Source organism: Streptomyces sp. NPDC030838, from assembly GCF_055572035.1.
Window position 1 is genome coordinate 71,653 of sequence record NZ_JBVIED010000001.1, and the last position, 19,540, is coordinate 91,192.

General features: G+C 70.4%; 16 protein-coding genes and 1 tRNA gene. 7 read left to right on the forward strand and 10 right to left on the reverse strand.

Annotation, left to right across the window (positions count from 1 at the left end):
- Positions 1-660 precede the first annotated feature (660 nt).
- The 5 genes from ACZ42A_RS00335 (at position 661) to ACZ42A_RS00355 (ending at position 6,359) form a co-directional block, all read left to right on the forward strand.
- Entirely contained in the window at positions 661-1,893 is a 1,233-nt protein-coding gene (locus ACZ42A_RS00335) for a branched-chain amino acid ABC transporter substrate-binding protein (protein WP_468524874.1), read from the forward strand.
- A 116-nt stretch (positions 1,894-2,009) separates the two neighbouring features.
- Positions 2,010-2,939 carry a branched-chain amino acid ABC transporter permease gene (locus ACZ42A_RS00340; RefSeq protein WP_468524875.1) on the forward strand — a complete coding sequence of 310 codons (930 nt, stop codon included), beginning with the start codon at positions 2,010-2,012 and terminating at the stop codon, positions 2,937-2,939.
- A gap of 5 nt (positions 2,940-2,944) precedes the next feature.
- Entirely contained in the window at positions 2,945-4,768 is a 1,824-nt protein-coding gene (locus ACZ42A_RS00345) for a branched-chain amino acid ABC transporter permease (protein ID WP_468524876.1), read from the forward strand.
- Positions 4,769-4,773: 5 nt separating this feature from the next.
- Positions 4,774-5,646, forward strand: coding sequence for an ABC transporter ATP-binding protein (locus tag ACZ42A_RS00350; protein WP_468524877.1), 873 nt, complete (start codon positions 4,774-4,776; stop codon positions 5,644-5,646).
- The gene (locus ACZ42A_RS00355) at positions 5,643-6,359 is read left to right on the forward strand and encodes an ABC transporter ATP-binding protein (protein ID WP_468524878.1); all 717 of its coding nucleotides are present in this window, start codon (positions 5,643-5,645) and stop codon (positions 6,357-6,359) included. The genes ACZ42A_RS00350 and ACZ42A_RS00355 overlap by 4 nt, the downstream gene beginning before the upstream one ends.
- A gap of 71 nt (positions 6,360-6,430) precedes the next feature.
- Here ACZ42A_RS00355 and ACZ42A_RS00360 read toward each other — a convergent pair whose 3' ends face one another.
- Complete coding sequence (locus ACZ42A_RS00360; protein WP_468524879.1) at positions 6,431-6,766, reverse strand: hypothetical protein; 336 nt, start codon at positions 6,764-6,766, stop codon at positions 6,431-6,433.
- A 14-nt stretch (positions 6,767-6,780) separates the two neighbouring features.
- A complete protein-coding gene (locus ACZ42A_RS00365; RefSeq protein ID WP_468524880.1) occupies positions 6,781-7,434 on the reverse strand; it encodes an ANTAR domain-containing response regulator in 654 nt (217 codons plus the stop codon).
- Positions 7,435-7,536: 102 nt separating this feature from the next.
- On the opposite strand from ACZ42A_RS00365, the gene ACZ42A_RS00370 reads away from it, so the two are divergent.
- Positions 7,537-7,609 (forward strand) — tRNA-Leu (locus ACZ42A_RS00370).
- A 73-nt stretch (positions 7,610-7,682) separates the two neighbouring features.
- Here ACZ42A_RS00370 and pyk read toward each other — a convergent pair.
- Together pyk and ACZ42A_RS00380 are read right to left on the reverse strand one after the other, a co-directional pair.
- Positions 7,683-9,119: a pyruvate kinase gene (gene pyk, locus ACZ42A_RS00375; protein WP_468524881.1), complete on the reverse strand. Its 1,437-nt coding sequence runs from the start codon at positions 9,117-9,119 to the stop codon at positions 7,683-7,685.
- 226 nt (positions 9,120-9,345) lie between these two features.
- Complete coding sequence (locus ACZ42A_RS00380) at positions 9,346-10,065, reverse strand: SIMPL domain-containing protein (protein ID WP_468524882.1); 720 nt, start codon at positions 10,063-10,065, stop codon at positions 9,346-9,348.
- Positions 10,066-10,242: 177 nt separating this feature from the next.
- Here ACZ42A_RS00380 and ACZ42A_RS00385 point away from each other — a divergent pair, with 177 nt between their 5' ends.
- Positions 10,243-12,048 carry a bifunctional metallophosphatase/5'-nucleotidase gene (locus tag ACZ42A_RS00385; protein ID WP_468524883.1) on the forward strand — a complete coding sequence of 602 codons (1,806 nt, stop codon included), beginning with the start codon at positions 10,243-10,245 and terminating at the stop codon, positions 12,046-12,048.
- A 45-nt stretch (positions 12,049-12,093) separates the two neighbouring features.
- Here ACZ42A_RS00385 and ACZ42A_RS00390 read toward each other — a convergent pair whose 3' ends face one another.
- The 6 genes from ACZ42A_RS00390 to ACZ42A_RS00415 all read right to left on the reverse strand — a co-directional run bounded on the left by ACZ42A_RS00390 (position 12,094) and on the right by ACZ42A_RS00415 (position 19,520).
- A complete protein-coding gene (locus ACZ42A_RS00390) occupies positions 12,094-13,524 on the reverse strand; it encodes a lysine N(6)-hydroxylase/L-ornithine N(5)-oxygenase family protein (RefSeq protein WP_468524884.1) in 1,431 nt (476 codons plus the stop codon).
- Positions 13,521-14,891: a pyridoxal phosphate-dependent decarboxylase family protein gene (locus ACZ42A_RS00395; RefSeq protein WP_468524885.1), complete on the reverse strand. Its 1,371-nt coding sequence runs from the start codon at positions 14,889-14,891 to the stop codon at positions 13,521-13,523. Before ACZ42A_RS00395 ends, ACZ42A_RS00390 begins: the two co-directional genes overlap by 4 nt.
- Before the next feature lie 87 nt (positions 14,892-14,978).
- Positions 14,979-15,812 (reverse strand): NmrA family NAD(P)-binding protein, encoded by an 834-nt coding sequence (locus tag ACZ42A_RS00400; protein ID WP_468524886.1) that lies wholly within the window; start codon positions 15,810-15,812, stop codon positions 14,979-14,981.
- 98 nt (positions 15,813-15,910) lie between these two features.
- Complete coding sequence (pepN, locus tag ACZ42A_RS00405) at positions 15,911-18,397, reverse strand: aminopeptidase N (protein WP_468524887.1); 2,487 nt, start codon at positions 18,395-18,397, stop codon at positions 15,911-15,913.
- 69 nt (positions 18,398-18,466) lie between these two features.
- On the reverse strand, positions 18,467-19,006 hold the full coding sequence (locus ACZ42A_RS00410) for a response regulator (RefSeq protein ID WP_468524888.1): 540 nt from the start codon (positions 19,004-19,006) through the stop codon (positions 18,467-18,469).
- A 163-nt stretch (positions 19,007-19,169) separates the two neighbouring features.
- Complete coding sequence (locus ACZ42A_RS00415) at positions 19,170-19,520, reverse strand: chorismate mutase (RefSeq protein WP_468524889.1); 351 nt, start codon at positions 19,518-19,520, stop codon at positions 19,170-19,172.
- Positions 19,521-19,540 lie beyond the last annotated feature (20 nt).

Sequence of the window (19,540 nt, forward strand, 5' to 3'; positions counted from 1 at the left end):
CGCCTGATCCTCTCCAACTACCCCCGTGACGCCGAAGCCCGCCGTATTCCCTCCCCCCCCCCCCCCCCCCCCCCCAAACCCCCCCCCCCCCCCCCCCCTCCCCCCCCCCCCTCCCCCCCCCGCGGCGGCTTTTCCATGCATCGGCCAAGCATTTCCGTAACGGCGATTTCACCCCTCTTCCTTCCTGAAAGCGAGCGAATCCGCGAAAGTGCCGCGGAACGTCGGACTCCCTTTCCTGGGCGTAACTCTTCGTAATACGCGCGCAATACAGCCCCACCCCTCCACCCCTCGGCGAACACCCCGCACCGGCCCCCACAAGCCCTCCCCTCAGGCCTCGCAAGTAGCCCGCAGCAACGATTCCGCGACATCAGCAAAAAGCAAGAACACTGCTGATAAGAGCCGGGCAGGGCCTGCGAGTCTCACCATATGGACCGGGCGAATCAGCCAGAATTCCGCGCTTCCACCCGCCTAGTACCGCTCTGCATTACGTCGTGTCATAACAAGAGCGTCACAGCCTTGGACAGACTCTCCTCCACGTTCCCCACACACGCTTAGAGTCACGCCCAGTCACCGCGCCGACGGATTCGAAGTTTCTTCGGTCCCGCGCTCGACTCGACGTGCTCCACCGGGAGCCGCCGTGCCAGGGAAAGGACCTGATTCGTGCGTCAACGTTCGCTCCTCGCCATCACCGCCGCGCTTGCGGCGGGATCGCTCACCCTCACCGCATGCGGGTCACGCGACGACAGCAGCAACGGCAGCGGTGGCGGCGACAAGACCACTGTTGTCATCGGCGTCGACGCCCCCCTGACGGGTGACCTCTCCGCCCTCGGCCTCGGCATCAAGAACTCCGCCGACCTGGCCGTGAAGACGGCCAACAAGGAGGAGTACGTCAAGGGCGTCGAGTTCAAGCTGGAGGCCCTGGACGACCAGGCCCAGCCCTCCGTCGGCCAGCAGAACGCCCAGAAGTTCATCAGCAACAAGGACGTCCTCGGCGTCGTCGGCCCGCTGAACTCCAGCGTCTCGCAGCAGATGCAGAAGCCGTTCAACGACGCCGGCCTGGTCCAGGTCTCCCCGGCCAACACCGGTACCGAGCTGACCCAGGGCGACGGCTGGAAGACCGGCAACTCGGTCCGCCAGTTCAAGACCTTCTTCCGCACCGCCACCACGGACGAGATCCAGGGTGCCTTCGCCGCCGAGTACCTGTACAACAAGGCCGGCATCAAGAAGGTCTACCTGATCGACGACCAGAAGACCTACGGCGCGGGCCTGGCCGCCTCCTTCAAGACGAACTTCACCAAGCTCGGTGGCAAGATCGTCGGCAGCGACCACATCAACCCCGACGACCGCGACTTCAACTCCGTCGTGGCCAAGATCAAGAAGACCGGCGCCGAGGCTCTGTACTACGGCGGCGAGTACCCGGCCGCGGCTCCGCTGAGCCAGCAGCTCAAGGACAGCGGCCAGGACATCCCGCTGATGGGCGGCGACGGCATCTACTCCGGCGAGTACCCGAAGCTGAACAAGAAGGCCGAGGGCGACCTCGCCACCTCCGTGGGCAAGCCGGTCGAGCAGCTCGACTCCGCCAAGGAGTTCATCAAGAACTACGAGGCCGAGGGCTACGAGGACGCCTACGAGGCCTACGGCGGTCTGACCTACGACGCCACCTGGTCGATCATCGAGGCCGTCAAGCTGGCGGTCGAGGGCAACGACGGCGAGCTCCCGTCCGACGGCCGCAAGGCGGTCCTGGACGCCATGGCCAAGGTCAAGTTCGACGGCGTCACCGGCACCATCTCCTTCGACGAGTTCGGTGACACCACCAACACGCTGATGACCGCGTACAAGGTCAAGTCCAACGCCTGGGCGCCGGAGTACAGCGCCTCGCCCAAGGTGGACTGAGCAGGGGACGAGTAGAGAGAGCTTCCCCCTCACACATTGATCCAGGCCGCGCGGGTAGCGCCCATCCAGCGCTCCCGCGCGGCGCCATATCCGAACCACTCCACGGAGGCCCTGCGGTGAACGAACTGCCGCAACAGCTGGCCAATGGACTCATCCTCGGCGCGATGTACGGACTCATCGCGATCGGCTACACGATGGTCTACGGCATCGTCCAGCTCATCAACTTCGCCCACGGCGAGATCTTCATGGTCGGGGGCTTCGGGGCCCTCACCGTCTGGCTCATACTCCCCGACGGCTTCGCCCTCGGCGCCGCCGTCCCCCTCATGATCGTCGGCGGCATCCTCGTCTCGGTCGCCGTCGCCACCGCGGCGGAACGCTTCGCCTACCGGCCACTGCGCACCGCGCCACGGCTGGCACCCCTGATCACCGCCATCGGTCTGTCCATCGTCCTCCAGCAGGTCGTGTGGATGTGGTACCCGGACGCGAAGAAGGACGTCTCGTTCCCGCAGTTCGACGGCGACCCCATCGACATCCTCGGCGCCAACGTCCAGCGCGGTGACCTCTTCGTGCTGATCGCCGCCCCGCTGTGCATGATCGCCCTCGGTCTCTTCGTCACGAAGACCCGCTCCGGGCGCGGTATGCAGGCCACCGCCCAGGACCCGGACACGGCCAAGCTGATGGGCATCAACACCGACCGCATCATCGTGATGGCCTTCGCCATCGGTGCCGCGTTCGCCGCCATCGCCGCCGTCGCCTACGGCCTGAAGAACGGCCAGGTCGGCTTCCGCATGGGCTTCCTGATGGGCCTCAAGGCCTTCACCGCCGCCGTGCTCGGCGGCATCGGCAACATCTACGGCGCCATGCTCGGCGGCATCGTGCTCGGCGTCGCCGAGTCCCTCGCCACCGGCTACATCGGCGACATCCCCGGCATGGAACTCTTCGGCGGCGGCGCCTGGAAGGACGTGTGGGCGTTCAGCCTGCTCATTCTCGTCCTGCTCTTCAGGCCACAGGGCCTGCTCGGCGAACGCGTCGCGGATCGGGCGTGATACCCATGACCAAGACCACCGACACCACCGTCGACACCACCAAGGTGTCCACCGCCCCGGCCACCCCGATCGTCCCGCTGCCGCCCGCCGCGGCCCGCGCGATCACCATCGCCGGCTCCGCCGTCGCCTTCGTCGGTACGTTCCTCGCCTGGACCTGGACCGAGGAGTTCCCCGGCAAGCTCACGATCACCGGCTACCCGGGCGGCCTGCAGGTGCTCACGCTCGTGGGAGCACTGCTCACCCTGCTGTTCGCGGTCTCCGGCTACGGCGTGAAGGGCCTGCGCTGGCTCACCCCCGGCGGCACCAACAGCCCCGTCCTGCTGAGCGCCCTCGGCGTCCTCGGCACCACCGGCTACGCCCTCGGCGCGATCTCCTACGAGCTGGGCGGCCTGGTCAACCTGGAGCCCGGTGCCTGGGTCTCCGGCGTCGGCGCCCTGGTCGCCGTGGTCGGCGCCCTCGGTCTGCCGGTCGACCAGCCGTACGACGCGGGCGACCCGACCCCGAACCTGTGGGGCCGTATCCGCCACGCGCTGACCGCCCCCGAGCCGGCCCGGGCCAAGGAGCTGCCCTCCTGGGCCGAGATCCTGATCATCGCCGCGGGCTTCGGCGTCGGCCTGTACGTCTTCGCGTACGGCATCGGCACCGAGTACTCCGAGCTGTTCATCGGCTTCCTGATCATCGCCGCGTTCGGCTTCACCGCCGTCACCCGCGCGGGCCTGCTCAAGCGGCTCTCGGCGCTCACCGCCAAGCACCGCAACGTCGCCATGGCGGCGGCGTTCGTCGCGGCGATCTGCTTCCCGTTCACCCAGACAAACGATCAGTTCGCGCTGATCGGTGCGAACATCCTGATCTTCGCCACCGTCGCTCTGGGCCTGAACGTGGTCGTGGGCCTCGCCGGCCTGCTCGACCTCGGTTACGTCGCCTTCCTCGGCGTCGGCGCCTACGCCGCCGCCCTGGTCTCCGGCTCCCCGCAGTCGACCATCGGCGTGCACTTCCCGTTCTGGGCGGCCGTCCTCACCGGTGCCCTCGCCTCGCTGGTCTTCGGCGTGGTGATCGGCGCCCCGACCCTGCGACTGCGCGGCGACTACCTCGCCATCGTGACGCTCGGTTTCGGTGAGATCTTCCGCATCACCATGAACAACCTGAACGGCAACAGCGGTCCGGACGTCACCAACGGCTCCAACGGCATCCCGAACATCCCCGACCTGGAGATCTTCGGGTTCAACCTGGGCCTGCCGCACAACGTCCTGGGCCACGAGCTGACCCGCTCGGGCAACTACTACCTGCTGATGCTGCTGTTCACGGCCATCGTCGTGCTGGTCTTCCGCCGCTCCGCGGAGTCCCGCATCGGCCGTGCCTGGGTCGCCATCCGCGAGGACGAGACCGCCGCGACCGCGATGGGCATCAACGGCTTCCGCCTGAAGCTGCTCGCCTTCGCGCTCGGCGCGTGCCTCGCCGGCCTCGCCGGCACCGTCCAGGCGCATGTGTCGTACAGCGTCACCCCCGAGCAGTACCAGTTCGCCGGTTCCGTGCCGCCGAACTCGGCCTTCCTGCTCGCCGCCGTCATCCTCGGCGGCATGGGCACCATCAGCGGCCCGCTGATCGGCGCCGCGCTGCTCTACCTGATCCCGGCCAAGCTCCAGTTCATGGCGGAGTACCAGCTGCTGCTCTTCGGCGTCGCGCTGATGCTCCTGATGCGCTTCCGCCCCGAGGGCCTGGTCGCCGACCGCAGGAAGCAGCTCGAATTCCACGAGACCGGACAGCTCGACGTACCGGAGGACAAGTCGCTGCCCGAGGGCGCGACCGGCGTCGCCAAGGCAGGGGCGTGACCGCCATGACCACCACCACGACCGCACCCACCAGCACGACGGTGCTCGACGCCAGCGGCGTCACGATGCGCTTCGGCGGCCTGACCGCCGTCCGCGACGTCGACCTCACCGTGAACAGCGGAGAGATCGTCGGACTCATCGGCCCCAACGGCGCCGGGAAGACGACCTTCTTCAACTGCCTGACCGGCCTGTACGTGCCGACCGAGGGCAAGGTCTCCTACAAGGGCACCGTCCTGCCGCCCAAGCCGCACCTGGTCACCCAGGCCGGCATCGCCCGTACGTTCCAGAACATCCGGCTCTTCGCCAACATGACCGTTCTGGAGAACGTGCTGGTCGGACGGCACACCCGCACCAAGGAAGGCCTCTGGTCGGCCCTGCTGCGGCTGCCCGGCTTCAAGAAGGCCGAGCAGGAGTCCCGCGAACGGGCCATGGAACTCCTGGAGTTCACCGGTCTCGCCGCCAAGGCCGACCACCTCGCCCGCAACCTGCCCTACGGCGAGCAGCGCAAGCTGGAGATCGCCCGGGCGCTGGCGAGCGAGCCCGGTCTGCTCCTCCTCGACGAGCCGACCGCCGGTATGAACCCGCAGGAGACCCGGGCCGCCGAGGAGCTGATCTTCGCGATCCGGGACAAGGGCATCGCCGTCCTCGTCATCGAGCACGACATCCGGTTCATCATGAACCTCTGCGACCGGGTCGCCGTGCTGGTCCAGGGCGAGAAGATCGTCGAGGGCCCCGCCGAGGTCGTCCAGGCCGACGAGCGCGTGATCGCCGCCTATCTCGGCACCCCCTTCGAGGGTGCGCCGGGCAAGGAGGAGGCCGCCGAGGTCGAAGCCGCGGAGGCCGAGGCGCACAGCACCACGGAAGGGGACGACAAGTGACCGCTCTGCTGGAGGTCGAGGACCTCAGGGTCGCCTACGGCAAGATCGAGGCCGTCAAGGGCATCTCGTTCAAGGTGAACGCGGGCGAGGTCGTCACCCTCATCGGCACCAACGGCGCCGGGAAGACCACCACGCTGCGCACGCTGTCCGGGCTGCTCACGCCGGTGTCCGGCGAGATCCGCTTCGACGGCAAGTCGCTGAAGAAGGTCCCCGCCCACAAGGTCGTCTCGCTGGGCCTCGCCCACTCCCCCGAGGGGCGGCACATCTTCCCCCGGATGACGATCGAGGACAACCTCCGGCTCGGCGCGTTCCTGCGCAACGACAAGGAGGGCATCGAGAAGGACATCCAGCGCGCCTACGACCTGTTCCCCATCCTCGGGGAGCGCCGGAAGCAGGCGGCGGGCACCCTCTCCGGCGGTGAGCAGCAGATGCTCGCCATGGGGCGGGCGCTGATGTCCCGGCCGAAGCTGCTCATGCTCGACGAGCCCTCCATGGGCCTCTCGCCGATCATGATGCAGAAGATCATGGCGACCATCCAGGAGCTGAAGTCGCAGGGCACCACGATTCTGCTCATCGAGCAGAACGCCCAGGCGGCCCTCTCCCTGGCCGACCACGGCCACGTCATGGAGGTCGGCAAGATCGTCCTGTCCGGCTCGGGCCAGGACCTGCTGCACGACGAGTCGGTGCGCAAGGCGTACCTGGGCGAGGACTAGGTCCCCGGCCACTCACCGACCGCCGCTTCCCCGGGGAAGCGGCGGTCTTTTCTGTTGCCCCGTCGCCTGACCTACTCCAGCTCCGCGGCCCGCCGTTGGAGCTCCTCGGCCTGCTCGTCCCAGTCCGGTCCGAAGCACAGCAGATCGGCGGCGGCCTCGCGGAGCAGCTCGGGATCCTCCGGACGCTGGAGGCAGGCCAGCCGGTAGGCGAGGTTGCGGGCCCACGGCGGCAGGGCCATCCAGTCCTCGGCGAGGACCTCCCTCAGCATCGCGCGGATCTCGTCGGCGGTCGCGAACGTGACCGTCTCGACGAACTCCCGGACGGCGTCCCGGACCTGCCCGCTCTCGGCGCCGGCCTCGTCGAGCGTCCGGCCGAGGCTTCTGGCCGCGGGGATCAGATCGGACATGCCTTCGGGATCTCTCAGCCCTTGGCGGCCTTCTTCTCCTCGGCGTCCTGGATGACGGCCTCGGCGACCTGCTGCATGGACAACCGGCGGTCCATGGAGGTCTTCTGGATCCACCGGAACGCGGCGGGCTCGGTCAGGCCGTACTCCGTCTGCAGGATCGACTTGGCCCGGTCGACCAGCTTGCGGGTCTCCAGCCGCTGGGTGAGGTCGGCGACCTCCTTCTCCAGCTCCTTGAGCTGCGTGTACCGCGAGACGGCCATCTCGATGGCCGGGACGACGTCGCTCTTGCTGAAGGGCTTCACCAGATACGCCATGGCACCGGCGTCCCGGGCCCGCTCGACCAGGTCGCGCTGGGAGAAGGCGGTGAGCATCAGCACCGGGGCGATGGACTCCTCGGTGATCTTCTCGGCCGCGGAGATACCGTCGAGCTTGGGCATCTTCACGTCGAGGATCACGAGGTCCGGCCGGTGCTCTCGGGCCAGCTCGACGGCCTGCTCGCCGTCGCCGGCCTCGCCGACGACCGTGTAGCCCTCTTCCTCCAGCATCTCTTTGAGGTCGAGCCGGATCAGGGCCTCGTCCTCGGCGATGACGACTCGGGTCGTCAGCGGAGGCACGTGCGACTTGTCGTCGTCGGGCGCGTCTACGGGCTGGGGCGACTCGGCGGTCACGGGGGCTCCTTGTTCCGGGCAGGGGTACTGCTGACAAGAGCCTACCTAGCTACGGTAAGGTGGGGGCACGGCGGGTAGCCGCCAACCTTCTTTTTGAAGGGGGCCCCGGTAGCCCAGCGGTAGAGGCAATGGTCTCAAACACCATCCAGCGTCGGTTCGAATCCGACCCGGGGTACTTTTCCTTAGACTTCAAGGTCACGCCAAAGCGGATGTCCACGGTCCCGTGAACATCCGCTTTCTTTGTCTGGTTATCGTCCGCCGCGGTCCTCGCCGATGTGGTGCACATGGACGAGATTGGTCGTCCCGGAGACACCGGGGGGCGAGCCGGCGGTGATGACGACGGTGTCCCCCTTCCGACAGCGGCCGTACTGCGTCAGCAGTTCGTCGACCTGGGCGACCATGGCGTCGGTGGTGTCGACCCGCGGGCCGAGGAAGGTCTCCACCCCCCAGGTCATGCTGAGCTGCGACCGCGTGGCCGGGTCGGGGGTGAAGGCGAGCAGCGGGATCGGGGAGCGGTAGCGGGACAGGCGGCGGGCGGTGTCGCCGGACTGGGTGAAGGCGACCAGGAACCGCGCGCCCAGGAAGTCGCCCATCTCGGCCGCCGCGCGAGCCACCGCGCCCCCCTGGGTGCGGGGCTTGTTGCGTTCGGTCAGCGGCGACAGGCCCTTGGCGAGGATGTCCTCCTCGGCCGCCTCCACGATCTTGGCCATCGTCCGGACCGTCTCCACCGGGTACTTGCCCACGCTGGTCTCGCCGGACAGCATCACCGCGTCCGTGCCGTCGATCACCGCGTTGGCGACATCGCTGGCCTCGGCCCTGGTCGGACGAGAGTTCTCGATCATCGAATCGAGCATCTGCGTCGCGACGATCACCGGCTTGGCGTTCCGCTTGGCCAGCTTGATCGCGCGCTTCTGGACGATCGGCACCTGCTCCAGCGGCATCTCCACGCCCAGGTCGCCGCGGGCGACCATGATGCCGTCGAAGGCGGCGACGATGTCCTCGATGTTCTCCACCGCCTGCGGCTTCTCGACCTTGGCGATCACCGGCAGACGGCGGCCCTCCTCGTCCATGATGCGGTGCACGTCCTCGACGTCCCGGCCGCTGCGGACGAAGGAGAGGGCGATGACGTCGAAGCCGGTCCGCAGCGCCCAGCGCAGGTCCGCCTCGTCCTTCTCGGAGAGGGCGGGCACCGAGACCGCGACGCCGGGGAGGTTCAGACCCTTGTGGTCGGAGACCATGCCCCCCTCGACGACCCTGGTGCGGACGCGGGGACCGTCGACCTCGGTGACCTCCAGGGCGACCTTGCCGTCGTCGACGAGGATGCGCTCGCCGGGGGTGACGTCGGCGGCGAGTCCCTTGTACGTCGTCCCGCAGGACTGCCGGTCACCCTCGGCGCCGTCCTCGACGGTGATGGTGAAGGTGTCGCCGCGTTCAAGGAGTACGGGACCTTCGGCGAAACGTCCGAGCCGGATCTTCGGGCCCTGAAGGTCGGCGAGGATCCCGACGCTGCGGCCGGTCTCGTCCGCGGCCTTGCGCACCCGCCGGTAACGCTCCTCGTGATCGGCGTGGTCACCGTGGCTGAGGTTGAATCGGGCGACGTCCATTCCGGCGTCGACCAGGGCCTTGATCTGGTCGTACGAGTCGGTGGCGGGCCCAAGAGTACAAACGATCTTTGCTCGGCGCATGATTCGAGCCTAGAGCTTACCCGCCGGTAGACAATTGGCCGGGCATGACTACTCAACAACCTTTGCATGAAGGGGTGTTGACAAGCGTTGAATTGTGCGACGGGGCGCTCTGATGAGCAATTCCACAACTCCTTTCCCGAGCACTCCTTTTCCCCGCACGTTTCCCCGCACAGCCCCGCTTCCGCGCTCGACCATCCTTTCGACATTCGGTCCGGCGCGGCATTTCCTACAGGCGGGGCGGCGCCATCGTAAAGCGGGCGTTGACCGCGGCGAACACCTGCTGGCGCTGCGGTTCCAGGTCGAGCGGCGGGGCCCCCGCGGGCTCCGCCGGGCCGAAGGCCGCGGACCGCGCCCGCCCGGGAGCCGCCGGATAGGCCGGGGCCGCCGGCCCCTCCGCGCCGATGTCGGCCAGCTCGACCAGGGCCGCGAGGGTGGTGCCCAGCGCCTCGGCGTACTCGCGGGCACGCTGCACCGCCTCCCGGACCGCCTGCTGACGGGCCTCGCGATAGGCGGGCGAGTTCCGGCGCAGGGCCCACCAGGGGCCGTCGACCCGGGTCAGGTCCAGATCGGCGAGCCGTGTGGTCAGTTCGCCGAGCGCCGTGAAGTCGGTCAGCTCGGCGGTGACCCGGACCCCGCCGTGGTAGGTGCGGACGCGCTCGCCCTTGCCGTGCTTGGTGAGTTCCGGGGTGATGGAGAAGGCGCCGGTCTCCAGCCGCTCCACCGCGTCGCCGTACGACTTCACCAGGTCCAGGACGGCGGCGTTGCGGCGGGTCAGGTCCTCCAGCGCACCGCGCCGGTCGCGGCCGCGGGCGCTGACGGTGATGCCGATCCGGGCGATCTCCGGGTCGACCTCGAGGCGGGCTTCGCCGCGGACGGCGATCCGCGGGGCATCGGGGGTCCCGTAGGGGACAGCGGGCTGGGCTTCGGCTGCGGCGGCGGTGCTCATACGCCCTACTCTGTCACCCTCGGCCGGGGCCAACACCGGGGATTCGCAGGCGAGGTCACCAGATCGCAACCTCGGGGACCTGTTGCCGTCGGTCATGCACGGGTCAGAATCTACGCGCGTCCGTCTACGCGCGTCATCGAACGCCGTCATCGACCGTGGCACCGAGGAGAGCACGACATGCCGTTGAACCGCCGGAAGTTCCTGAAGAAGTCCGCCGCGACCGGAGCCGGAGTGGCCGTCGCCGGCGCGGCGGCGGCGCCGTCCGCGCAGGCCGCGGAGACGGCGAAGGGCACGAAGCCGGCCAAGCGGTACTCCTTCACCGTGATGGGCACCACCGACCTGCACGGCAACATCTTCAACTGGGACTACTTCAAGGACGCGGAGTACTCCGACGCCAAGGGCAATGCCAAGGGCCTGGCGCGGATCGCCACGCTGGTGGAGCAGGTCCGTGAGGAGAAGGGCCGCCGCAACACCCTGCTGCTGGACGCCGGTGACACCATCCAGGGCACCCCGCTGACGTACTACTACGCCAAGGTCGACCCGATCACCGCCGAGGGCGGCCCGGTGCACCCGATGGCGCAGGCGATGAACGCCATCGGCTACGACGCCGTGGCGCTCGGCAACCACGAGTTCAACTACGGCATCGAGACCCTGCGCAAGTTCGAGGAGCAGTGCGACTTCCCGCTGCTCGGCGCGAACGCGGTGGACGCGACGACGCTGCGGCCGGCCTTCCCGCCGTACTTCATGAAGACGTTCAAGGTGCCGGGCCTGCCGCCGGTCAAGGTCGCCGTGCTCGGTCTGACCAACCCGGGCATCGCGATCTGGGACAAGGCGTACGTCCAGGGCAAGCTGGCCTTCCCGGGTCTTGAGGAGCAGGCCGCGAAGTGGGTGCCGAAGCTGCGCTCGATGGGCGCGGACGTGGTGGTCGTCTCCGCGCACAGCGGCTCGTCCGGCACCTCCTCCTACGGCGACCAGCTGCCGTACGTGGAGAACGCCGCCGCCAACGTGGCGAAGCAGGTGCCCGGCATCGACGCGATCCTGGTCGGCCACGCGCACGTGGAGATCGAGGAACTGCTGGTCACCAACGAGCAGACCGGCAAGACCGTCGTGCTCTCCGAACCGCTGTGCTACGCCGAGCGGCTCACCCTGTTCGACTTCGAGCTGGTCTTCCGCAAGGGCCGCTGGCACGTCGAGTCGGTCAAGGCCTCGCTGCGCAACTCCAACACGGTCGAGGACCACCCGTACATCAGCAAGCTGCTCGACGACGAGCACGCCAAGGTCGTGGCGTACGTCAACCAGGTCGTCGGCACCGCCACCGAGACCCTGACGACGGTCGAGGCCCGCTACAAGGACGCCCCGATCATCGACCTGATCACCAAGGTCCAGGAGGACGTCGTGAAGGCGGCCCTGGCGGGCACCGAGCACGCCGCGCTGCCGGTGCTCGCGCAGGCCTCGCCGTTCTCGCGGACCAGCGAGATCCCGGCGGGCGACGTGACCATCCGGGACCTGTCGAGCCTGTACGTCTACGACAACACGCTGGTCGCCAAGCTGATGACCGGCGCGCAGCTGCGGGCGTACCTGGAGTACTCGGCGGAGTACTTCATGCAGACGGCGGCCGACGCGCCGGTCGACGTGAACAAGCTGACCAACGCGAACGGCCGCCCGGACTACAACTACGACTACGTCTCGGGCCTGTCGTACGACATCGACATCGCCCAGCCGGCCGGTTCCCGGATCAGGAACCTCAGCTACAACGGTGCCCCGCTGGACGACGCGCAGAAGTTCGTGTTCGCGGTGAACAACTACCGCGCCAACGGCGGCGGCGCGTTCCCGCACGTCGCCTCGGCGCCGGAGCTGTGGGCGGAGTCGACGGAGATCCGCACCCGGATCGCCGAGTGGGTGACGGCGAAGGGTGTGCTGGACCCGAAGGACTTCGCCTCCGTCGACTGGAAGCTGACGCGGAACGGCACGCCGGTGTTCTAGCCCGCACGCTTGTTCTTTACAGCACGATTGTGCTGGTGAACAGCCTCAGATCCCGTCCGCCAAGGGGGTCAGCGCCTTCGGGTGGCGGCCGGGCGGGATCTGGGGCTGTCGCTGTTCCAGCCCGAAGGTGGTGAACGCGGTGCGGCTCGGCAGCGGGTAGGGCTCTTTGCCGGTGAGCGAGTTGAGGATGGTCGCGCTGCGCCAGGCGGCGAGGCCGAGGTCCGGGGCGCCGACGCCGTGCGAGTACAGCCCGGCGTTCTGCACGTACACCGAGCCGGTGACGGACGGGTCCAGGACGAGCCGGAACGCGTCGTCCACGCGGGGGCGGTCGCGGCTGTCGCGGCGCAGATACGGGTCGAGGCCGGCGAGGAGCCGGTTCAGGGGGCGCTCGCGGTAGCCGGTGGCGAGGACCACGGCGTCGGTGGTGAGCCGGGAGCGGGTGCCCTGCTGGATGTGCTCCAGGTGCACTTCGACCTTGCTGGTGGCGATCCGGCCGGCGGTGCGGACGCGGACGCCCGGGGTGAGCACGGCGTCGGGCCAGCCGCCGTGCAGGGTGCGGCGGTACAGCTCGTCGTGGATGGCGGCGATCGTGCCGGCGTCGATGCCCTTGTGGAGCTGCCACTGGGCGGTGACGAGTCCGTCGCGGACGGGTTCGGTGAGGGCGTGGAAGTAGCGGGCGTAGTCGGGGGTGAAGTGCTCCAGGCCGAGCTTGGAGTACTCCATGGGCGCGAACGCCTCGGTGCGGCCGAGCCAGTGCAGCTTCTCCCGGCCGGCCGGGCGGTTGCGGAGCAGGTCGAGGAAGACCTCCGCGCCGGACTGCCCGGTGCCGATGACGGTGACGTGCTCGGCGGCGAGGAAGTCCGCGCGGTGGTCGAGGTAGTCGGCGGCGTGCACGACGGGGACGCCCGGCAGGTCGACGAGGGGCCGCAGCGGGTCGGGGACGTACGGCTCGCCGCCGATGCCCAGGACGACGTTGCGGGTGTACGTGCGGCCCAGGGCCTCCGCCTCCCCGTCGGCGTCGAGCTGGCTGAAGTCGACCTCGAAGACGTCGCGTTCGGGGTTCCAGCGGACGGCGTCGACCTGGTGGCGGAAGCGGAGTCCGGGCAGGCTCTCGGAGACCCAGCGGCAGTAGGCGTCGTACTCGGCGCGCCGGATGTGGAAGCGCTCGGCGAAGTAGAAGGGGAAGAGCCGGTCGCGGGTCTTGAGGTAGTTGAGGAAGGACCAGGGGCTGGCGGGGTCGGCGAGGGTCACCAGGTCGGCGAGGAACGGCACCTGGATGGTGGCGTCGTCGATGAGCAGGCCGGGGTGCCAGTCGAAGGCGGGGCGCTGTTCGTAGAAGACGGCGTCGAGTTCGGCGAGCGGGTGGGCGAGGGCGGCGAGGGAGAGGTTGAACGGTCCGATGCCGATGCCGACCAGATCGCGGGGTGCTTCGGTGTGTTCGGTCCGGGGGTCGTGGGAGGCGGGGGCCGGGGTCATCGGGGGGTGTGTCCTTCCACCAGTTTCAGGAGTGTGGCCAGGTCGTGGGGCCGGGCGTGGGGGTTGAGGAGGGTGGCCTTCAGCCAGAGCCGGCCGTCGAGGCGGGCCCGGCCGAGGACGGCGCGGCCGTCGGCGAGGAGGGTGCGGCGTACGGCGGCCACGGCGTCGTCGGCGGCCCCGGCGGGCCGGAACAGGACGGTGCTGATCGTGGGCCGGTCGTACAGCTCGAAGCCGGGGTGGTCGTCGACGAGGCCGGCGAAGTCGCGGGCGAGGTCGCAGACCCGGTCGACGAGGGCGCCGAGCCCCTTTCTGCCGAGGGTCTTGAGGGTGACGGCGATCTTCAGGGCGTCGGGGCGGCGGGTGGTGCGCAGGGAGCGGCCGAGCAGGTCGGGCAGCCCGGCCTCGGTGTCGTCGTCGGCGTTGAGGTAGTCGGCCCGCTGGTGCAGGGCGGCGAGGTCGCGGGCGTCGCGCACCGCGAGCAGTCCGGCGGCGACCGGCTGCCAGCCGAGTTTGTGCAGGTCGAGGGTGACGGTGTGGGCGGCGTCGAGTCCCGCGAGCCGGCCCCGGTGCCGCTCGCTGAACAGCAGCCCGCCTCCGTAGGCGGCGTCGATGTGCAGCCGGGCACCTCGGGCCCGGCAGCGGGCGGCGATCTCGGGCAGCGGGTCGACGCGCCCCGCCTCGGTGGTACCGGCGGTGGCGGCGACGAGCACCGGGCCGCGCAGGCGGGTGAGGGCGTCGTCGAGGGCGGCCGGGTCGAGGACACCGGCGGGCGTGGCGACGACGACGGGCTCGGGCAGTCCCAGCAGCCAGGCGGCGCGGGCGAGCGAGTGATGGGCGTTGGCCCCGCGGACGAGGCGCGTACGCCCGCCCCGTGCCTCGCGGGCGAGCAGCAGGGCGAGGTGGTTGGACTCGGTGCCGCCGGTGGTGATCAGGCAGTCGGGTCCGGCCTGCCGTGGGTAGACCTCGGCGGCCAGCGCACCGGTCACCAGTGTCTCCAGCGCCGACGCCGACGGGGACTGGTCCCAGGAGTCCAGGGACGGGTTGAGGGTGCTCGCGGCGAGGTCGGCGGCGGTGGCCACGGCGAGGGGCGGACAGTGCAGGTGGGCGGCGCAGAGGGGGTCGGCGGGGTCGGCGGCGCCTTCCGCGAGGGCGTGGACGAGCAGGCGCAGGGCGTCCGGGTCGCCCTCGTCGGGGAGCGGCTCCCCGGCCGCTGCCCGCATCCGCGCGGCCACCGTGCCGGGCCCGCCGGCCGGCAGGGGGCCGCCCCGCGCCCGGCCGCCGCCCGCCAGCGCGTCGAGGACCGTGTCGAGCAACGGCCGCAGCGCGCCGGGGGCTTCGGTCCCGGAAGCGAGGGGCGGCATGGTCATGCGGTCAGCTTGGCGGCGGCCGCGGCGGCGCGCCCGAAAAGCGCGGGATCAGCACTCGAAAGGGGGTACCGCCGTGTACCGCCGTATTCAGCCCCGGAAGTCCGCTGCGTGATCCTCGGCCCACTCGGCGAACGTGCGGGCCGGAGTGCCGGTGATCTTCTCCACGGTCGTGGTGATCTCGGGTTCGGTGCCGACCAGGCTCCCGAGGGCCTTCAGGAAGCCGCGCAGCATGTGCTCCGGGACGTGCGGGAAGAGGTCCGGGCCGGCCTCCTCCGGCGGGATCTCGACGAAGCGCAGCTCGCGGCCGAGCGCCCGGCCGATGGCGGCGACCTGCTCGGCGTGGGTGACCGCCTCCGGCCCGGTGAGCCGGTGCACGGCGCCCTCGTGGCCGGGGTCGAGCAGGGCGCGTTCGGCGACGGCGGCGATGTCGTCCTCGTGGATCGGCGCGGCGGGCGCGTCCGCGAAGACGCCGCGCACGGTGTCGCCGGAGCGGATCTGCGGGATCCACTGGAAGGCGTTGGTGGAGAAGGCGTTGGGCCGCAGGAAGGTCCACGCCAGACCGCTGTCGCGGACCTTCCGTTCGACCGTGGCGTGCATGACGTGGATCGGGTGCGTCTCGTCGGCGCCCTCCCGGATGATCCCGGAGGAGAGCAGCACGACGTGCCGCACTCCGGCCTTCCGCGCGGCGGCGAGGAAGGCGTCGGTGCGCTCCCCGGCGCCCTGGATGTACAGGAACAGCCCGGTCGCGCCCCGTAACAGCGCACCGGGGTCGTCGAGGTCCAGCCGCACCACCTCGGCGCGCTCCGGCAGTCCGGCCCGCTCCGGGTCCCGGGTCAGCGCCCGGACCGGGTGCTGTCGGGCGACGAGACGGTCGACGAGGGCACGTCCGACGTTGCCGGTGGCTCCGGTCACCACGATCACGGGTTGCCTCCTGAGGGCTCGGGCTGATCGATCTCGGCTCGGTCGAGCCTAGGAAGACCGATCAGCCCCCCGCATCGTCGGAAGGGACCACTCGTGCCCTAGGCCGCCGCCTCCCGTACCCGCAACGCGCGGGCGAGGTCGTCGAGTTGGTCGACGAGCCTGCGGCGCAGGGCGGGGATGGGGTCGGCGTCGCGCAGGCACTGTTCGCCGAGGGTGAGGGTCTCGGTGTCGACGGCGTGCGCGGGGAACGCCCAGCGCCCGGCGGCGTCGGCGATGGCGGGGCCGCGCCGGGCGGCGACGTCGACCGCGTCGGCGTAGAAACGCGGTACGTACGGGCGTACGAGGTCGGCCTGTTCGGGCTGCCAGAAGCCCTGGGCGGTGGCCGTGAAGAGGTAGTTGGAGAGGTCGTCGCCGGCGAACATGGCCTCCCACGCCCTCGCCTTGGCCTCCTCGTCGGGCAGCGCGGCGCGGCAGCGGGCGGCGCCCTCCTGGCCGGTGGCGCTCGGGTCGCGGTCCAGTTCGGCGGCGATGGCGGCCTCATCGGTGGCGCCGAGTACGGCGAGTCGGCCGAGGATGCGCCAGCGCAGCTCGGGGTCGAGCTCGGGGCCGCCGGGCACGGTGCCGTCGGCGAGCCAGGCGGCGATGGCGTCGGGGTGGGCGGCGGTGTCGATGAAGTGCCGTACGGCGATCAGCCGCAGGCCGGGGTGGTCGCCGTCCTCCGTGCGGCGCAGCAGGTCGCGGCAGAGGCCGGCGAGGGTGGCGAGGGCCGCGGGGCGGGCCTCGGGCGCCAGATAGCGGTCGGCGATCTGGACGGTCGCGAAGCCGAGGACGCCCTGGGCCAGGGCGAGGTCGGTCTCGCGCGGAAGGTGGGCGCGGGCGGTCTCCAGGTAGGCGGAGGCCGGGAGTTCGCCGTCGCGGACGGCGTCCCGCAGCGCGTTCCACACCACCGCGCGGGAGAGCGGTTCGGGCAGTCCGGACAGCCCGGAGCGCACGGCCTCGAAGGACTCCGGGTCGAAGCGGACCTTGGCGTAGGTGAGGTCGCCGTCGTTGGGCAGCAGCAGGGTGGGCCGCTTGCCGATGGGCTGCGGGTCGGTCTGCGGGACGTCGAGTTCGACGCGCTCGCGCAGGGTGAGGCGGCCCTCGTCGGCGACGTCGAGGTCGTACAGGCCGACGGCGATGCGGTGCGGGCGGCTGCCCGCGTGGTCGACGGTGAGGGTGCAGGTGCCGTCGGTGCCCGCGGTGACGCGCGGGGTGAGGGTGTCGACGCCGGTGGTGCGCAGCCAGGCGTCCGCCCAGGCGTGCACGTCGCGCTCGGTGGCGGAGGCGAGGGAGTCGATGAAGTCGGCGAGGGTCGCGTTGGCGAACTTGTGCCGGGCGAAGTGGGTGTTGATGCCGGCGAGGAAGTCCTTCTCGCCGAGCCAGGTGACCAGCTGGCGCAGCGCGGAGGCGCCCTTGGCGTAGGAGATGCCGTCGAAGTTGAGCAGCGCGGAGGCGGTGTCCTCGACGGCCTCGGGGGCGACGGGGTGGGTGGAGGGGCGCTGGTCGGCGTCGTAGCCCCAGGCCTTGCGGACGACGCCGAAGTCGGTCCAGGTGTCGGTGAAGCGGGTCGCCTCGATGAGGGTCTGGTAGCCCATGTACTCGGCGAAGGACTCGTTCAGCCAGATGTCGTCCCACCAGCGCAGGGTGACGAGGTCGCCGAACCACATGTGGGCCATCTCGTGGGCGATGACCATCGCGCGGGTCTGCCGCTCGGTGTCGGTGACGGCGGAGCGGTAGACGAACTCGTCGCGGAAGGTGACCAGTCCGGGGTTCTCCATCGCGCCGAAGTTGAACTCGGGGACGAACGCCTGGTCGTAGGAGTCGAAGGGGTACGGCTCCTCGAACTTCTCGTGGTAGCGGTCGTAGCACTGCCGGGTGATCTCCAGCAGTTCCTCGGCGTCCGCGTCCAGGTAGGGGGCGAGGGAGCGGCGGCAGTGGATGCCGAAGGGCAGGCCGCGGTGCTCGGTGCGCACCGAGTGCCAGGGGCCGGCGGCGACGGCGACGAGGTAGGTGGAGATCCGCGGGGTGGGGGCGGCCCGCCACACGCCGTCGGTGTGCTCGGTGAGGCCGTTGGCGAGGACGGTCCAGCCCTCGGGGGCCGTGACCGACAGCTCGAAGACGGCTTTGAGGTCGGGCTGGTCGAAGGCCGGGAAGACGCGCACGCAGTCGTCCATCGCCAGCTGGGTGTAGACGTACGTCTCACCGTCGGTGGGGTCGGTGAAGCGGTGCATGCCCTCGCCGGTGCGGGAGTAGCGCATCGCGGCGTCGATCCGCAGCTCGTGCTCGCCGGCCGTGAGGTTCTTCAGCGGCAGGCGGTTCTCGTCGAGGGTCTCCGGGTCGAGGGGCTGTCCGTCGAGGGTGACGGAGCGCAGCTCGGCGGGCTTGAGCTCGACGAAGGTGTCCGCGTCCGTGCGGGCGGTGAACCTGATGACGGTACGGGAGTCGAAGGTCTCGTCCCCGGTCGTCAGATCGAGGTCGATCGTGTAGCGGTGGACGTCGAGGAGCTGGGCACGGGTCTGCGCTTCGTCGCGCGTGAGTACGGACATGGAGCACATGCTGCCTGATGGCACCGGCACGGGACAGAGGCGGTGGGGGGAGGTGCGGGGGCGGGTGCGCTACGCCTGGCTTCCGTCCCGCGCCGTGGTGGGCTCGCGGGAGTCGCGGGGGCCGGGGACGCGGGCGGCGGGGGGTGGCGTCGTCGGGTCGGCCGGGGGCGCTGCGGCCGCCAGCAGGGCGCGCAGTTCGCGGACCTCCCGGCGCAGGGCCAGGTGGCGCTGGTGGGCGTCGTACAGATAGCGGACCTTGGTGCGCAGCACCCAGGGGTCCACGGGTTTGCGGACCAGGTCGGCGACGCCGAGGCCGAAGGCGGCGGCGGTGAGGTCCCGGTCCGGGCCGAAGCCGGTGAGCAGGACGACGGGGATGTGCTGGGTCTGCTCCAGGCGGCGCAGACAGCGCACCACCTCCAGGTCGTCGTCGCCGGGCACGCCCACGTCGAGCAGCAGCAGGCCTACCTGGCCGCGGAGCACCCGCTTGAGTGCCTGGTCGCCGCTGGTGGCGCGCCCCAGCCGGCGGCCGAGCGGGGCGAGGGCGCTCTCCAGGGCGTACAGCGTGTCCTCGTGGTCGTCGACGATGAGGATCTCGGCATCCGTCGGCATGCCCGTCCCTCCCCTCCCGCGCGGACGGCGGGTCCGCACCAGGCGTACCCCACCAGACTAGGGCCGGGCACTGACAGTGTGTGCCTGCCACCTGACAGCCCGTGCACAGCGCAGCATGCCCCCGCGCGGGCCCCGTGTCACGCCCCGGGGTCGTTCACCGAGGTCAACGGGGAGCGGGCGACTGGCCGTTCACCGCGTCCTCGGCGATGCGCTCGTGGTGGCGGATCACCTCGGCGATGATGAAATTGAGCAGTTTCTCGGCGAACGCGGGGTCCAGCTTGGCGCTCTCCGCGAGCGCCCGCAGCCGGGCGATCTGCCGCGCCTCGCGCGCGGGGTCGGCGGGCGGCAGCTGGTGCACGGCCTTGAGCCGGCCGACCTGCTGGGTGCACTTGAAGCGCTCGGCGAGCATGTGGACGACGGCCGCGTCGATGTTGTCGATGCTGTCCCGGAGCCGGGCGAGCTCGTCGCGGACGGCGGGGTCGACGTCACCGGTGCCGGTGTTGCTGGTGGTCATGAGGGTCCACCCTACGGGGC

What these genes read in the sequence shown, in the direction of transcription:
- ACZ42A_RS00345 (WP_468524876.1), top strand. Translation starts at nt 2,945, where the DNA reads ATGACCAAGACCACCGACACCACCGTCGACACCACCAAGGTGTCCACC.
- ACZ42A_RS00350 (WP_468524877.1), top strand. Translation starts at nt 4,774, where the DNA reads ATGACCACCACCACGACCGCACCCACCAGCACGACGGTGCTCGACGCC.
- ACZ42A_RS00360 (WP_468524879.1), bottom strand. Translation starts at nt 6,766, where the DNA reads ATGTCCGATCTGATCCCCGCGGCCAGAAGCCTCGGCCGGACGCTCGAC.
- pyk (WP_468524881.1), bottom strand. Translation starts at nt 9,119, where the DNA reads ATGCGCCGAGCAAAGATCGTTTGTACTCTTGGGCCCGCCACCGACTCG.
- ACZ42A_RS00380 (WP_468524882.1), bottom strand. Translation starts at nt 10,065, where the DNA reads ATGAGCACCGCCGCCGCAGCCGAAGCCCAGCCCGCTGTCCCCTACGGG.
- ACZ42A_RS00385 (WP_468524883.1), top strand. Translation starts at nt 10,243, where the DNA reads ATGCCGTTGAACCGCCGGAAGTTCCTGAAGAAGTCCGCCGCGACCGGA.
- ACZ42A_RS00390 (WP_468524884.1), bottom strand. Translation starts at nt 13,524, where the DNA reads ATGACCCCGGCCCCCGCCTCCCACGACCCCCGGACCGAACACACCGAA.
- ACZ42A_RS00395 (WP_468524885.1), bottom strand. Translation starts at nt 14,891, where the DNA reads ATGACCATGCCGCCCCTCGCTTCCGGGACCGAAGCCCCCGGCGCGCTG.
- pepN (WP_468524887.1), bottom strand. Translation starts at nt 18,397, where the DNA reads ATGTCCGTACTCACGCGCGACGAAGCGCAGACCCGTGCCCAGCTCCTC.
- ACZ42A_RS00410 (WP_468524888.1), bottom strand. Translation starts at nt 19,006, where the DNA reads ATGCCGACGGATGCCGAGATCCTCATCGTCGACGACCACGAGGACACG.
- ACZ42A_RS00415 (WP_468524889.1), bottom strand. Translation starts at nt 19,520, where the DNA reads ATGACCACCAGCAACACCGGCACCGGTGACGTCGACCCCGCCGTCCGC.